This is a genomic window from Winslowiella sp. 2C04 (genome assembly GCF_050037805.1).
Lineage (GTDB): Bacteria > Pseudomonadota > Gammaproteobacteria > Enterobacterales > Enterobacteriaceae > Erwinia > Erwinia toletana_A.
This window is the reverse complement of record NZ_CP188300.1, coordinates 1,931,500-1,945,999: the sequence shown is the minus strand read 5'-3', so window position 1 is coordinate 1,945,999 and position 14,500 is coordinate 1,931,500. Positions and strand designations below refer to the sequence as shown.

The 14,500-nt window shown below is 54.2% G+C and carries 14 protein-coding genes; 3 read left to right on the top strand and 11 right to left on the bottom strand.

Features of this window, described 5'->3' with window-relative positions; translation table 11 throughout:
• Positions 1–51: 51 nt before the first annotated feature.
• Positions 52–900, bottom strand: coding sequence for a hypothetical protein (locus ACP3TC_RS08635; RefSeq protein ID WP_426818025.1), 849 nt, complete (start codon positions 898–900; stop codon positions 52–54).
• Between the two features lie 197 nt (positions 901–1,097).
• Entirely contained in the window at positions 1,098–1,850 is a 753-nt protein-coding gene (gene cutC / locus ACP3TC_RS08630; RefSeq protein WP_313852388.1) for a copper homeostasis protein CutC, read from the bottom strand.
• Between the two features lie 88 nt (positions 1,851–1,938).
• Between cutC and ACP3TC_RS08625 the strand changes: the two genes are divergently transcribed.
• The gene (locus tag ACP3TC_RS08625) at positions 1,939–3,081 is read left to right on the top strand and encodes a MalY/PatB family protein (protein WP_426818024.1); all 1,143 of its coding nucleotides are present in this window, start codon (positions 1,939–1,941) and stop codon (positions 3,079–3,081) included.
• Here the strand turns inward: ACP3TC_RS08625 and ACP3TC_RS08620 are convergent.
• Entirely contained in the window at positions 3,078–3,644 is a 567-nt protein-coding gene (locus ACP3TC_RS08620; RefSeq protein ID WP_426818023.1) for a VOC family protein, read from the bottom strand. The genes ACP3TC_RS08625 and ACP3TC_RS08620 overlap by 4 nt on opposite strands.
• Positions 3,645–3,948: 304 nt before the next feature.
• On the opposite strand from ACP3TC_RS08620, the gene ACP3TC_RS08615 reads away from it, so the two are divergent.
• The gene (locus ACP3TC_RS08615) at positions 3,949–4,071 is read left to right on the top strand and encodes a hypothetical protein (protein WP_313852394.1); all 123 of its coding nucleotides are present in this window, start codon (positions 3,949–3,951) and stop codon (positions 4,069–4,071) included.
• 204 nt (positions 4,072–4,275) lie between these two features.
• Positions 4,276–6,006 (top strand): arginine--tRNA ligase, encoded by a 1,731-nt coding sequence (argS, locus tag ACP3TC_RS08610; RefSeq protein ID WP_426818022.1) that lies wholly within the window; start codon positions 4,276–4,278, stop codon positions 6,004–6,006.
• Positions 6,007–6,062: 56 nt separating this feature from the next.
• Here argS and flhE read toward each other — a convergent pair whose 3' ends face one another.
• The 8 genes from flhE to ACP3TC_RS08570 form a co-directional block, all read right to left on the bottom strand.
• Positions 6,063–6,461 (bottom strand): flagellar protein FlhE, encoded by a 399-nt coding sequence (flhE, locus tag ACP3TC_RS08605; protein ID WP_426818021.1) that lies wholly within the window; start codon positions 6,459–6,461, stop codon positions 6,063–6,065.
• The gene (gene flhA / locus ACP3TC_RS08600) at positions 6,461–8,542 is read right to left on the bottom strand and encodes a flagellar biosynthesis protein FlhA (RefSeq protein ID WP_426818020.1); all 2,082 of its coding nucleotides are present in this window, start codon (positions 8,540–8,542) and stop codon (positions 6,461–6,463) included. The genes flhE and flhA overlap by 1 nt, the downstream gene beginning before the upstream one ends.
• Positions 8,535–9,686, bottom strand: coding sequence for a flagellar biosynthesis protein FlhB (flhB, locus tag ACP3TC_RS08595; RefSeq protein WP_313852398.1), 1,152 nt, complete (start codon positions 9,684–9,686; stop codon positions 8,535–8,537). The genes flhA and flhB overlap by 8 nt, the downstream gene beginning before the upstream one ends.
• Before the next feature lie 154 nt (positions 9,687–9,840).
• Positions 9,841–10,485, bottom strand: coding sequence for a protein phosphatase CheZ (gene cheZ, locus ACP3TC_RS08590; RefSeq protein WP_313852399.1), 645 nt, complete (start codon positions 10,483–10,485; stop codon positions 9,841–9,843).
• A 9-nt stretch (positions 10,486–10,494) separates the two neighbouring features.
• Entirely contained in the window at positions 10,495–10,884 is a 390-nt protein-coding gene (gene cheY, locus ACP3TC_RS08585) for a chemotaxis response regulator CheY (protein ID WP_313852400.1), read from the bottom strand.
• A 41-nt stretch (positions 10,885–10,925) separates the two neighbouring features.
• Positions 10,926–11,975 carry a protein-glutamate methylesterase/protein-glutamine glutaminase gene (locus tag ACP3TC_RS08580; protein ID WP_313852401.1) on the bottom strand — a complete coding sequence of 350 codons (1,050 nt, stop codon included), beginning with the start codon at positions 11,973–11,975 and terminating at the stop codon, positions 10,926–10,928.
• Entirely contained in the window at positions 11,975–12,847 is an 873-nt protein-coding gene (gene cheR / locus ACP3TC_RS08575) for a protein-glutamate O-methyltransferase CheR (RefSeq protein WP_426818019.1), read from the bottom strand. Before cheR ends, ACP3TC_RS08580 begins: the two co-directional genes overlap by 1 nt.
• A 26-nt stretch (positions 12,848–12,873) precedes the next feature.
• Positions 12,874–14,484: a methyl-accepting chemotaxis protein gene (locus ACP3TC_RS08570; RefSeq protein WP_313852403.1), complete on the bottom strand. Its 1,611-nt coding sequence runs from the start codon at positions 14,482–14,484 to the stop codon at positions 12,874–12,876.
• Positions 14,485–14,500 lie beyond the last annotated feature (16 nt).

Here is a 14,500-nt window from a genome sequence, read left to right as displayed (position 1 = left end):
CCCCTACTGTTCAAATCTTAACCAGCTATACCATGCACGCAGTAAACACCACTACTTGTTTCCCTCATCCCAGTACTCAAAGCGATACGCCGCGCTCAGGTTACGTTTGACGGTTAATTTGTCCATAACTTCGGTTTCACGCGAATAACTCAGCGTACAGTTACCGATATCATCCCATGACTGGCACTCATCAATTGCTGTAATCACGCCAGCTGGCGTAGTGGTGACACTGTGCAGCCGCAGCTCACGATTCTGTTTATCGTAGGTGTATGTCTCTTTGCTTTTCGCCGAGGTAGTGGTTGATACCTGCCCTTTATCGTTCCACTGATAATGATATTCGCCATTGGTCAGATTATCGGTGCCGCGCGCCACGCTTTTCAGCAGACGAAGATTGTCATCGTGGCTGTAGGTCGTCTCGGTAAAACCTTTTTCACCCATACTGGTAAAGATATCGGTAGCGCTGGTGATATTGCCCCTTTTTCCCACCTTGTAGTTAATGATGCCCTGCTTATTACTGACTTCAACAGCTTTACCCTGTTGCTGAACCATTATCGAGTAAGAGTATTCTGCCTGCCAGCCATCGGTCACGCGCGCAATATGCTGCTCCATCTTTAGCTGCACATTGCCTTCATTTTTGTCATAGCTGATATCGGCAACGGTCAGATTACCGCAGCGATCAAATTGCCCGAGCAGGCGCTTTTGCAGATCGACATCTTTACCAAACTCGCCAACCACGAACTGCCGTACTTCACCTTTCGAGGTGCCGCCCAACATAATCACGCTGTTACTGTCATTTGCTGCCTTGCTATCAGCCGGGCACGGCTCCGCGCCACTGACATTAAAACTCAGTGGCGCACTCAAGGCGATGATGCTCAGACAAGCTGGAATAGTTCTGTTCATTATGCTCTCCGGACGTCTGAACTCCCTGATGATTAAGCTATAAGTATAGCGATAACCGCTTTCAGCAGAGCGGTTTTTTTCGCTGAAGAAGCCAGACTCGCGACATAAAAAAAGCCCCAGCAAAATGCTGGGGCCTGGTACTTGCAAACATCACGCCTGTGTAACGGCGTGCTGCGCGGCAAAAATCGGTTTGATTGTCAGGCGACCCGGACGGCGTTCATATTGATAATGCCCTTCATCGCTTCGACCACATCGCCGTCGACACAATAACGGCTGAATTCATCGGTTTCGGCGTCTGAACACATTGAAACACCCGCTTTCCGGTAACGCATTGGCGATGGCACCAGACGACTGGCCGAGCTGTGCAGCTCTTTAATGCCCACGTCGAGGAACTTTTGCAGGTTACTAAGCCTGACTCCAGCACCCGCCATAATCATTGGACCTTCACTGATATGCGTTAGTTCCTTAAGTAATGCAATTCCGCTTTCAGCACTCTGTTGCTGGCCCGAAGTCAGAATGCGCGCAACCCCCAGGTCGGTCAACTCATCCAGCGCGCGTTTCGGGCTGTGGCACAGGTCGAAAGCGCGATGGAAGGTCACCGCCATCTCGCCGCACAGCGCCATAATCTGGCGCATTTTCACCATATCTATATGGGCGTCTTCATCCAGCATGCCAATCACTACGCCGGGAAAACCCAGCTCACGAATGGCCACCACGTCAGATTTCATCGCGTTAAATTCCGCCAGGGAATAACAGAAATCGCCGCCGCGAGGACGCACAATTGGATGAACCGGGATGGTCAACTGTTCACGCGCCACTTTAAGACTGCCGTAAGATGGCGTCAGCCCTCCCTCTTTCGGTGCGGCACAGAGTTCAATGCGATCCGCTCCGGCCTGCTGAGCGGTTATCGCGCAATCCACTCCGTAGCAGCATACTTCCAATTTCGTCATCGCATCCTCCTGTTTAATGACTGCTGGCTGGTTTTCAGATTCTCGGTTAGGCTGGCTTTTGCTGGTTATATTAACGGGAATCTTCATCATGGCATTCAATTTTGATCAATGGATAGACCGACGTCACAGCGATAGCGTTAAGTGGCATAAATATGGCGATCGTGACGTATTGCCATTATGGATCGCCGACAGCGACTTTCGCTCCCCGGACTGTATCATTGACGCATTACAGCAGCGCGTCGCACACGGTATATTTGGCTATGGCGACACACCGCATGAACTGATTAATATTGTGATACAACGAATGGCTGAGCGCTATGGCTGGCAGGTGGAAGCGGACTGGCTGGTGTTTTTGCCGGGTATCGTCAGCGGACTGAACCTCTGCGTACGTTCTTTTACCGACGCCAGCCAGGGCACTATTGCGCCAACCCCAATCTATCCGCCGTTCCGTCTGGCGGCAAAACTGGCCGAGCGCTCCCAGCTGAATCTGCAACTGCGGCTGGAACAGGGCCGATGGCTGATGGATCTGGAAGCGGGTGCCGCACAGCTCTCAGGCAATGAGAAATTGCTGATGTTGTGTAATCCGCAGAATCCTGGCGGCACGGTGTATCGCCGGGATGAGCTGGAGGCACAGCTGGCATTTGCACAGCGTCATGATTTAATTGTCTGTTCCGATGAGATTCACTGCGATTTGATCCTCGAACCTGGCGTGCAGCATATTCCGTTTGCTTCGCTTAGCGAAGACGCGGCGCAACGTTCAGTGACGCTGCTCTCGCCGTCAAAAAGCTTCAACATCGCCGGATTGGGCGCGTCACTGGCCATTATCCCCAATAAAACGCTGCGTGAACGTTTTAATCGCCAGCGCAAAGGCATGGTACCGGAAACCGATATTCTGGCGCGGGTGGCGGCAACAGCTGCCTGGCGCGACGGGCAGCCCTGGCTTGATGCCCAACTGGATTATCTGCGAGGCAATCGCGATCTGTTGGTTGAGCGCGTCAATGCCATCGAAGGATTATCGCTGGCTTCGCCGGAAGGCACCTATCTTGGCTGGATCAATGCGCAGCAACTGCCGGTCGCCAGTCCGGCGCTGTTTTTTGAAAACCACGGCCTCGGTTTTTCTCCGGGACGTGATTTTGGCGATGACGGCTTTGTGCGCTTTAACTTTGGCTGTACCCGCGCCACGCTGAATGAAGCCATCAGCCGCATGGAGCGCGCAGTCAGTACGCTTTAATCATGCTGTTCGCTGGCAACTATTTCCTTCAGGCTCCAGGGATGGAACTTGATGGTAATTTTGCCATCGGTTACCGCCAGCGTGGGATTAGGCAGGCGTTCACCCTCCCCGTGCGGAGAGCTGGATTTAATTGAAATATTGGGTTGCGCTAACCCTTCGTCAGACAGCAACGCCAGCGCACGTGCGCCCAGCGTCTTCACATCGCCACGCAGCACAATTTCAACATGCTCCCAGCCCTCATGGCGATACAGCTTATTACCGGGCCACGGCAGTTCAATAACGTTTAATTGCCAGCTGCCAATCTTTAACGGTTCTCTTAACTCAAACAGACAGATCGCCCGGCCATTAATTTGATTCTCCGAGAACAGCTCTCCAATCTGCATAAAGCCGCTTTTCCAGCGCTCTGCCGTGGTGTTCTGATGGCAGCGCACTGAAATATGATCGGCTTCAAGCTGGGATAACTCCAGCCCTAACAGCTGAGCTAACTGCTCCAGTGCCTGCGCGAAGCGTGGTAAGTCTTCCGCCAGGTCCTTAAGTTCCTCTACACAATTCAGTGGCAACACATTTTCTCCAGATAATGAGTAATTGTCTTATTTATTAACTGCCCGCCACACAACGCTCGCAAGCAGTAAAGATATAAAAAAACCGTTTATCGTCAATTATATTTATCAGTTAATCTAAAAGAGTGTCAATCTTGCAACTTACTGACTTTTTTAACCTTATAAACGTAATTTTTTAACTTTTAATATCATGTTATTTAAGAATATTCCTGAGAATGTCAGCCAAATCCTAAATTGTAACTTATTGTTTGCCTTGAATCTTATTTTCTTATAGATTGCGACCACCATCTCACAAGGAATAACACATATGTTTATGTTAATCGTGGTCGCAATCTTAATCGCGCTGATGGGCTTTGCTATTATTCGTCACTGGAAGATGCGTAATAACAAGCTGGTCGTCAACCCACACCGCCAGTCCCGTCGTCGTTAAGAATTCGTGTATTTGATGGAAACATGAACATCGTTGTTTCCATCACACCACCAGCTGCTGACGCCTCGATCCAAATACAGTATACTTTTCCCCTTATTTTTCCGCGGCGCCATTGTACAGCATCACGATTAGCTGTCAGGTGACGCGATGACAATGGCTCGATCTGCCAGCAGACGAGCCTTTTCAGCATATTAAGGTATCCCGGTGAATATTCAGGCTCTTCTTTCAGACAAAGTCAGTCAGGCGATGGTCGCTGTTGGCGCGCCAGCAGATTGCGAACCACAGGTCCGCCAGTCGGCAAAAGTCCAGTTTGGTGACTATCAGGCTAACGGCATCATGGCCGTGGCAAAGAAACTGGGGCAGCAGCCACGACAACTGGCAGAACAGGTGTTACAGCATCTCGATCTGAATGGAATTGCCAGCAAAGTTGAAATCGCCGGTCCTGGCTTTATTAACATTTTTCTTGACCGTCAGTGGCTGTCACAGCAAGTTGATGCCGCCGTCAGCGATCCGCGTCTCGGCGTTGCCCGCCAGCCAGCACAGACCATCGTTATCGACTACTCAGCGCCAAACGTGGCAAAAGAGATGCACGTCGGTCACGTCCGCTCAACCATTATCGGTGATGCCTCGGCGCGTACGCTGGAGTTTCTCGGCCATAAGGTTATTCGCGCTAACCACGTCGGCGACTGGGGTACCCAGTTCGGCATGCTGATTGCTTTCCTCGAAAAACAGCAGAACGAACAGCATGGCGATATCGCGCTGGCCGACCTGGAAAACTTCTATCGTGAAGCGAAAAAGACCTACGACGAAGACGAAGAGTTCGCGGTGCGCGCCCGTAATTACGTGGTGAAGCTGCAGAGCGGCGATGAATATTGCCTGGCAATGTGGAAAAAGCTGGTCGATATCACCATGACGCAAAACCAGCTGGTCTACAACCGCCTGAATGTGACGCTGACCCGTGATGATGTGATGGGTGAAAGCCTGTATAACTCAATGCTGCCGGGCATTGTTGCCGATCTGAAAGCAAAAGGCCTGGCGGTTGAGAGTGAAGGCGCCACCGTGGTATTCCTTGATGAGTATAAAAACAAGGAAGGCGAACCGATGGGCGTGATCATCCAGAAAAAGGATGGCGGCTACCTGTACACCACTACCGATATCGCCTGCGCCAAATATCGTTACGAAACGCTGCACGCCGACCGTGTGCTGTATTACATCGATTCACGTCAGCATCAACACCTGATGCAGGCGTGGACCATTGTGCGCAAAGCCGGTTATGTACCGCAGAGCATTCCGCTGGAACACCATATGTTCGGTATGATGCTGGGCAAAGATGGTCGTCCATTTAAAACCCGCTCCGGCAGCACCATCAAGCTGTCCGATCTGCTGGATGAAGCGGTTGAACGCGCCACCAAACTGGTCGGCGAGAAAAATCCGGATATGCCTGCTGACGAACTGAAAGCGCTGGCAAATACCGTCGGTATCGGCGCGGTGAAATATGCCGACCTGTCGAAAAGCCGCACCACCGACTATATCTTCGACTGGGACAATATGCTGGCCTTCGAAGGTAACACCGCGCCTTATATGCAATATGCCTATACCCGCGTACTGTCGGTATTCCGTAAGGCTGGCATCGGGTTAGCCGACGTTAGCGGATCCGTAAACATCACCGAAGATCGTGAAGCGGCACTGGCGGCGCGCCTGCTGCAATTTGAAGAGACCATTTTGCAGGTGGCACGCGACGGTATGCCGCATGTGATGTGTGCTTATCTGTACGATCTGGCAGGATTGTTCTCAGGCTTTTATGAGCATTGCCCGATTCTGGCGGCAGAAGATGAACAAACGCGTCAGAGCCGTCTGAAACTGGCGCTGCTCACCGCGAAGACGCTGAAGCAAGGCCTGGATACACTCGGTATTGAAACAGTAGAACGGATGTAAACAGCCGCTATTTCTTAGGGGCGGCGAAAACGTCGCCTCTAAATAACGCCCCGGGATTACTGCTGGTAATTCACCATTACCTGATTGCTTAATACCCTCAGCACCGGAAATAACCGCCCCTTCCCTTCGACATAAAACACAAAACGCAGACTCTCGTTAGCCGCTACATTGCTCAGGCCGCGCGTCGATCCGCTGCTGCCTTCTATTGCCGCACAGCGGGTAGCCGAGCATAGCCGGACCTGCATCCCGGCTGGTGTCGGCCCGGTCAGCTGATATTGCCAGTACACTGCCGTCATCATTCCCGCTACCGGCGCAGGTGGCGACAATGCCGGTGAAGAGGCCTGCACGCCGCGCTGACTCAGCGCCGCACCGGTTCCGCTGGCGCTCCAGCCGCCGGAAGCCGCCAGCGCAAGGGTCGGCAGCCACAGCATACTTAACACTGTCAGCCGCAGCATCAATGACCGCCGATGGTTGACGTCATACGAATCTGACGGTTATCGGTCAGTTCCAGATTCGACAGCACCATCAGCTGGGGCAGATTGCGGCGCAGGAAGCGGGCCAGCAATGCGCGTAGCGGATGATTGACCAACAGTACCGGCGGCGCGCCCAGCGTTTCCTGACGTTGTAACGCCTGCTGCGCTTGATCCAGCAGCCGATCGGCAAGCCCAGGCTCCAGCCCTCCGCCACCCTGCAATGCCTGCAACAGCAAGCGCTCCAGCGAGGTATCCAGCCCAATCACCTGCACTTCTTCGCTGCCCGGGAACCATTGCTGAGTGATGGCACGACCCAACGCTACCCGCACCACCGAGGTTAACTCATTGGGATCGGGCTGGACCGGCGCATGCTCCGCCAGCGTTTCAATAATGGTGCGCATATCGCGTATCGATACCCGTTCCGCCAGCAGATTTTGCAGCACTTTATGCAGCGTGGTTAGCGTAACCACGCCGGGCACCAGGTCTTCCGTCAGTTTTGGCATCTCTTGCGCCACGCGATCCAGCAATTGCTGCGCTTCCTGACGGCCAAACAGCTCGCTGGAGTACTGGCCAATCAGATGGTTGAGATGGGTAGCCACTACGGTACTGGCTTCCACTACGGTATAGCCCTGAATTTGCGCCTGCTCTTTCAGCGCACTTTCAATCCACACCGCGGCCAGCCCAAAGGCCGGATCGACCGTCGCTTCACCCGGCAGACTGCCCGCCGCAGTTCCCGGATTAATCGCCATCCAGCGCCCCGGCCAGGCATCGCCGCTGCCAATTTCTACCCCTTTCATCAGGATCCGGTAGCGCGCTGGCGGCAGATCCATATTGTCGCGAATATGCACCACCGGCGGCAGAAAACCGACTTCCTGCGCAAACTTTTTACGGATGCTGCGGATACGACCAAGCAGTTCGCCATCCTGCTGAAAATCGACCATCGGAATCAGGCGATAGCCCACTTCCATACCCAGCGCATCTTCCAACTGGACATCAGTCCATGAGGCTTCGACCGCCGCCGAGCTCTCTTGCGGTTTGGCTACCGCCTGCGGTGTCGCTTTTGGTGCCATCTCTTTTCCGCGCATATACCAGGCAAGCCCCAGCAAAGCGGCGGTAAACAGCAGGAATACCAGATTTGGCATTCCCGGCACTAGTCCAAGCATCCCCAGCACCCCGGCGCTTAACAACATTACCCGTGGATTGTTAAACAGCTGGGTGACCATCTGCTCACCCACATCCTGCTCGGTACTGACACGAGTGACGATCACACCGGCGGCGGTGGAAATCACCAGAGCCGGAATCTGCGCAACCAGACCATCACCAATGGTTAACAGCGTATAGGTTTCTGCCGCATGGCCCAACGGCATATTATGCTGCACGACGCCGACCAGCAGGCCACCGATAATATTGATAATCATGATCATAATGCCGGCAATGGCATCACCGCGCACAAACTTACTCGCCCCGTCCATCGAGCCGTAAAAATCGGCTTCCTGGGTGACGTCAGATCGGCGCTGTTTCGCTTCATCTTCGCCAATCAGGCCGGCATTCAGATCGGCGTCAATCGCCATCTGCTTACCGGGCATGCCGTCCAGCACAAAACGCGCGCCAACTTCAGCGATACGTCCGGCACCTTTGGTGATCACCATAAAGTTGATAATTACGAGGATAATAAATACCACGATACCAATGGCAAAGTTGCCGCCCACCAGAAAGTGACCGAAGGCTTCGACCACCTGCCCGGCGGCGGCGGCTCCGGTATGACCGTCCATCAGAATAATTCGGGTGGATGCCACATTCAGCGCCAGACGCAGTAAAGTCGAGAACAGCAGAATGGTGGGAAAGGCGGCAAACTCCAGCGTGCGCTGGGTGAACATTGCCACCAGCAGCACCATAATCGACAAGGCAATATTGAAGGTAAACAGTAAGTCGAGAATAAATGCCGGTAACGGTAACACCATCATCGACAGAATCATCAGGATCAGGATTGGCCCGGCCAGCACCTGCCACTGGGTATCTTTAAAGTTGCCCGGCAACCGTAATAATGCGGCCAGATTAGCCATCAGTTTTTTTCTCTCCAGCAAAGTCCAGTGCTTCCGGCACCGGCAAACGTTCAGGTTTCTTGGGAATCAGGCCGCCTTCCACTTTCCAGCGCTTCAGTTGCCAGACCCATGCCAGCACTTCCGCCACCGCGGCATACAGCGTGCCGGGAATATGCTGGCCAATTTCACTGTGTCGCCAGAGCGCGCGTGCCAACGGCGGCGCTTCCAGCAGTGGTATTCGATTTTGCTGACCGATCTCACGAATACGCAGCGCAATCTCTCCGGCTCCTTTTGCCAACACTTTCGGCGCGCTCATTTTCTTTTCGTCATACTGCAAGGCTACCGAGTAGTGGGTCGGGTTGGTGACAATCACGTCCGCTTTCGGCACATCAGCCATCATGCGGCGGCGCGCGGCGGCGTGCATCGCCTGGCGTATGCGCCCTTTGATATGCGGATCGCCCTCTTGCTGCTTAAATTCGTCACGAATTTCCTGACGCGTCATGCGCAGCTGCTTAAAGTAGCTCCAGAGCTGCCAGAACACATCAAAACCGACCATCGGGATCAGGCCAAGCAGAATGAACAGCCCGCAGATCGCAATCATATTCAGCGCATGGCTTAACGCGGCAAAGGGCGACTCGGTGATCAGACGCAGCATCTCCGGCCAGCTGCTCCACAGATACCAGCCGGTGACGCTGCCCACCAGTACCGCTTTCAGAATCGCTTTTAACAGTTCGGCCCAGGCTTGAGCCGCAATCATCCGCTTCAGCCCTTTCAGCGGATTAAGCTTGCCGAAATCGACTTTGATCGCTTTGCCACTCAACACAATGCCGCCAAGCATCATGGGTGCAGCAATCGCCACCAGCACCAGTCCGCTCATCACCGGCAACAGCGCCCAGACGGCCTGCCCGAGCAGCGAACTGATATGGCGAATACTCTGCTTATCATCGCTGATAATGCTGTGATCAAAATTCAGACCGGAAGAGACCATCGCCGCCAGCTGGCGCGCCATCGGTTCACCGCCCAGCCAGAGGATCATGACGCCGACTAACAGCATCAATAATGAGGTCATTTCGCGCGAACGCGGAATTTGCCCCTCCGCACGCGCTTTTTCTAATCGGTGGGGTGTGGGGGCTTCGGTTTTTTCCTCATCACTGTCTTGAGACACGGCAGCAAACCTGTTTCGACGGAATTTCAGGGCATTAGCATGCCAAAACCTCATCAGTCTGATTGCGCGATCAGAGAAGAAAAATAGCGGTTATTTTAAGGATGGCGGGAAAAGGGAAAAACGGGTCGCGTGCTGGCGACCCGTGAGGGGAAGATCAAAAACCGAGGCTGTCCAGCAGATCGTCAACCTGATCCTGATTCGCCACCACGCCCGGCGCAGCAGCGTTCATCTGTGGGCCATTCAGCAGACTGTCGCTCTCTTTTTTCTGACGAGCACTGCCTTCAGGGATATTTTCCAGCAGTACCATCAGTAGCTGACGCTCAATCTCCTGGATCACATCCATCATGCGTTTAATTACCTGGCCGGTAAGATCCTGGAAATCCTGCGCCATCATGATTTCCATTAGCTGGGCATTGGTAAACGCCGTATGGTCCGGTACCGATTCCAGATATCCCCGGGTATCCGTTACCAGCGAACGTGCATCTGACAGCGCTATCGGATTTTCGAACCACTCGTCCCAGCGCCCTTTCAGCTGTTTTGCCCCGTTCTCCAGCAACGTCTGACGTGGCTGAGAAGCCTCGACGCTGTTCAGCGCCCGCTCTGCCGCCTGCGCCGTCATCTGTACCACATAATCAAGGCGGTCACGGGCGTCAGGAATGGCTTCAGCCGCTTCCGCAATCGCCTGGTCCAGCCCCAGTTCGCGCAGGCTGTCACGCAGCATACGCGTCAGTGAGCCAATGCGCGAAATGATGTCATGCGCCGAGGCAGCATCGACATTTGGTTTCAGAAGTTCGCTCATCACGTCTCCTTACATACCCAGTTTTTCGAAGATTTTATTTAACTTCTCTTCCAGGGTTGCGGCAGTGAAAGGTTTAACCACATAGCCGCTGGCTCCCGCCTGAGCAGCCGCAATAATGTTCTCTTTCTTGGCTTCTGCCGTCACCATCAGCACCGGCAGCGCGGCCATCGCCGCGTCCGCACGTATGGTTTTCAGCAGCTCCAGCCCGTCAATATTCGGCATATTCCAGTCGGAAATAACAAAATCAAAACTACCGGCACGCAGTTTATTCAAGGCATCTGCGCCATCTTCCGCTTCTTCAACATTATTGAATCCCAACTCTTTCAGAAGGTTACGCACAATACGACGCATCGTACTGAAGTCATCTACCACCAAAAAGCGCATATTTTTATCGACCATATCTACTCCTGTTTTGATCTGAATCGCGGGACGGGATTGCACTAAATTCGCAATGCCTGTCCGGCGCTAATTTTTGCCAGCATGTGCTGACTGATTTGGTGAAGATCCACCACTTCACTGACACCCCCGTGTGCGATAGCCTCACGCGGCATGCCGAAAACTACACAGCTCGCTTCGCTCTGGGCGATGGTCCAGGCCCCCGCCTGATGCATCGTCTTCAGTCCGGCCGCGCCATCACTGCCCATACCGGTCAGGATCACGCCAACCGCATTGCGCCCGGCATAGTGCGCCACTGAGTTAAACAGCACGTCCACCGACGGTTTATGGCGGTTAACCGCCGGGCCATCATTCAGCCGTACCTGATAGTTGGCCCCGCTGCGCGCCAGCTCAAGGTGCATCGCACCCGGCGCAATATAGGCGTGACCGGGCAAAATACGCTCGCCATCCTCGGCCTCTTTCACCGTGATCTGGCACAGTTTATTCAGTCGCTCAGCAAACGATCGGGTGAAGCCCGGCGGCATATGCTGGGTAATCAGCAGTGCCGGACTGGTCACCGGTAGCGGTTGCAGCACATGACGAATCGCCTCAGTGCCACCGGTCGACGCGCCAATCGCAATCAGCTTTTCACTGCTCAGAAGCGGCCCGGCTTTCAGCATCGCAGGCACCGTCTGGGTCGGGCGCACATGCAACCTGGCGCGTGCGGCGGCGCGCACTTTGTCGGCAATCATCTGGCTGTAAGCCAGCATTCCTTCACGAATGCCAAGCTGCGGCTTGGTAACAAAATCGACGGCTCCCAGCTCCAGCGCACGCAGGGTGACTTCAGAGCCTTTCGCGGTCAGTGAAGACACCATCACCACCGGCATCGGCCGCAGGCGCATCAGCTTTTCAAGAAAGTCGAGGCCATCCATGCGCGGCATTTCAACGTCCAGCGTCAACACTTGCGGATTGAACTGTTTGATTAAATCGCGTGCGGCCAGCGGATCGGGCGCGGTGGCCACCATCTCCATATCCGGATGACTGTTAATAATTTCGGTCATCAACTGCCGCATCAGCGCGGAGTCATCAACGCACATCACGGTGATTTTGCTCATTATCTTTCCTTAGTCAGCCCGTAGACCGTTTGTCCTCGCAGATAAAACTCTTTGCTTATCTGGCTAAAGTTTTCTGAATGACCGGCGAACAACAAACCACCCGGCTTCAATAGCGGAACGAAACGGCGCAGGATCTTTTCCTGGGTCTCTTTATCGAAGTAGATCATTACGTTACGACAGAATATTGCGTCAAACGGGCCCGGTAGCGCCCACTCCGGCGCCAGCAGGTTAAGCTGGGCATAATTCACCATGCCAGCCAGTTCCGAACGCACCCGCACCATGCCCTGATGCGGGCCGGTGCCGCGAAGAAAGAAGCGCTGCAACTGTTGGGGCGAAAGCGTGCGCAACTCCTGCTGCCGATAAACCCCGGCCAGCGCTTTCTCCAGCACCTGAGTATCAATATCGCTGGCGTGCACCTGAAATTTACCCGGCCCGGCCCCGAGGGTTTCGGCCAGCGTCATCGCGATCGACCATGGCTCTTCGCCGGTCGAGGCGGCGGTGCTCCAGACGTTAAAGCTGCCGTTACGCCGTTTGGCATGCTCTGCCAGAATGGGAAAATGGTGCGCCTCACGGAAAAAAGCCGTCAGGTTGGTGGTCAGCGCATTAATAAACGCCTGCCACTCCGCACTGTTAACATCGTTCTCCAGTAGCGCGAGGTAGCGACCAAAGTCATCAATATTCAACATACGCAGCCGACGCACCAGGCGGTTATAAACCATTTCGCGTTTATGGTCGGCGAGGACGATGCCAGCTCGCTGATAAATCAGCTGACTGATACGACGAAAATGCGTATCCGATAACGGCAGGCGCTGCACCATTTGCGACAGCAAAGTGGTGTTTTCAGACGGTGCCAGCAACGTCGTTTTTTTCATTTAAGGGCCATCCAGCTTATCGCTGATTAAGAGGTTAAGACCGCGCTGTTATGCCCGGAAGCCAGCGCCTGAAAATCGCCAGTATCGGTAACGTCATCGACAGAGAATCTTGTCACCACTTCACTGAGGTTTTCGGCCTGTGCTTCAAGCGCCTCGGTGGCCGCCGCCGCTTGCTCGACCAACGCCGCGTTCTGTTGCGTGACCTGATCCATCTGACTGACGGCCTGCGCCACCTGTTCGATGCCGCGACGCTGCTCATCCGACGCCGAGGCGATTTCGCCCATGATGTCGTTAACCCGGGTAACCGACTGAACGATCTCTTCCATGGTTTCACCCGCAGAAGCCACCAACGTCGACCCCTGATTTACCCGGCTGGCCGACTCTTCAATCAGCACCTTGATCTCTTTTGCCGCCTGCGCGCTGCGCTGCGCAAGGTTGCGCACTTCACCCGCCACCACCGCAAAACCACGCCCCTGCTCGCCGGCACGCGCCGCTTCTACCGCCGCGTTGAGTGCCAGGATATTGGTCTGAAAGGCAATACCATCGATTACGCTGGTAATATCAGCAATTTTCTTCGAACTGGTGGCTATCTGATGCATAGTCGCGACCACATTTCCGGTCAGCGAACCGCCTTTATGCGCGGTGGCGGAAGCATCACGGGCCAGCTGCGATGCCTGACGCGCATTATCTGCATTGGCAGTAACCGTGGCGGTTAGCTGCTCCATACTGGCGGCAGTTTCTGCCAGCGACGCAGCCTGCTGCTCGGTGCGCGCTGATAAATCATTGTTGCCGCTGGCGATTTCACGAATCCCCACCTGCATGGTTTCGCTACCCTCACGCACCTGCACGACGGTTTCAGCCAAACGACTTTGCATATCGCGCAGCCCGGTAAACAGTTGGCCGATTTCATTACTTCCGCGCTGTTCAATGTTGCCGCCAAGGTTACCGGAGGCAATACGGGAAAAATGATCGCGCATACGCGTCAGTGGGGTGATTAACGCCTGTTTCAGCCAGCCCAGCGCCAGCAGCGTCATCAGCAGCGACAGCGTAACCGCACCGGCAAATATCCACTTCGACTGGGTATAAAAATCATGGCTTTGATGTTTAGCGTGCTCAACGATACCGCTGATATGCAGCATCCAGCGGTTGTACTGCACAAGAAAGTTATCCTGCGACTTCTGGGTGGGCGCATCGAGAAAATCCTGAAGCTGATAATTCTCTAAATAGACAATCAGCTGAGCCAGCTCGTGGTGATAGTTGTCATAGCTGGCTTTGATCTCTTTGGTCATCGCCTCACCTTCCGGTGTCATCCGCGGAATGGCGAGAAAACGCTGAAAGGTTTTATCAGCGCTATCCAGATCGCGCTGCGCACCCGCCATCAGGCTGGTGACCTGATCACGCGGCAAACTTAACGCCGCACGCGTACCGGCACGACTCAGGGTCACGCGTGCGCTGAGTAACGAGGCCCAGCTCTGACTCAGCGCATCACGCTGCTGACCGCTGGTATCGACCTGGTAAAGGTTATTCGCATCCTGACGAAAAGAGTTGAATGACAAACCACTGCTGACAATTTGCATCAGGCAAAACACGGCAAGGATAAAAATCAACGTAGCAGAGACACGAATACGGCTAAACATCACGACCTCCGGGGCC

Excerpts from the sequence above, each read along its gene's own strand:
- cheZ (WP_313852399.1), bottom strand. The coding sequence starts at position 10,485 with ATGAGCGAACTTCTGAAACCAAATGTCGATGCTGCCTCGGCGCATGAC.
- flhE (WP_426818021.1), bottom strand. The coding sequence starts at position 6,461 with ATGCTGCGGCTGACAGTGTTAAGTATGCTGTGGCTGCCGACCCTTGCG.
- ACP3TC_RS08570 (WP_313852403.1), bottom strand. The coding sequence starts at position 14,484 with ATGTTTAGCCGTATTCGTGTCTCTGCTACGTTGATTTTTATCCTTGCC.
- ACP3TC_RS08625 (WP_426818024.1), top strand. The coding sequence starts at position 1,939 with ATGGCATTCAATTTTGATCAATGGATAGACCGACGTCACAGCGATAGC.
- ACP3TC_RS08635 (WP_426818025.1), bottom strand. The coding sequence starts at position 900 with ATGAACAGAACTATTCCAGCTTGTCTGAGCATCATCGCCTTGAGTGCG.
- ACP3TC_RS08580 (WP_313852401.1), bottom strand. The coding sequence starts at position 11,975 with ATGAGCAAAATCACCGTGATGTGCGTTGATGACTCCGCGCTGATGCGG.
- cheR (WP_426818019.1), bottom strand. The coding sequence starts at position 12,847 with ATGAAAAAAACGACGTTGCTGGCACCGTCTGAAAACACCACTTTGCTG.
- cheY (WP_313852400.1), bottom strand. The coding sequence starts at position 10,884 with ATGGTCGATAAAAATATGCGCTTTTTGGTGGTAGATGACTTCAGTACG.
- cutC (WP_313852388.1), bottom strand. The coding sequence starts at position 1,850 with ATGACGAAATTGGAAGTATGCTGCTACGGAGTGGATTGCGCGATAACC.
- flhA (WP_426818020.1), bottom strand. The coding sequence starts at position 8,542 with ATGGCTAATCTGGCCGCATTATTACGGTTGCCGGGCAACTTTAAAGAT.
- ACP3TC_RS08615 (WP_313852394.1), top strand. The coding sequence starts at position 3,949 with ATGTTTATGTTAATCGTGGTCGCAATCTTAATCGCGCTGATGGGCTTT.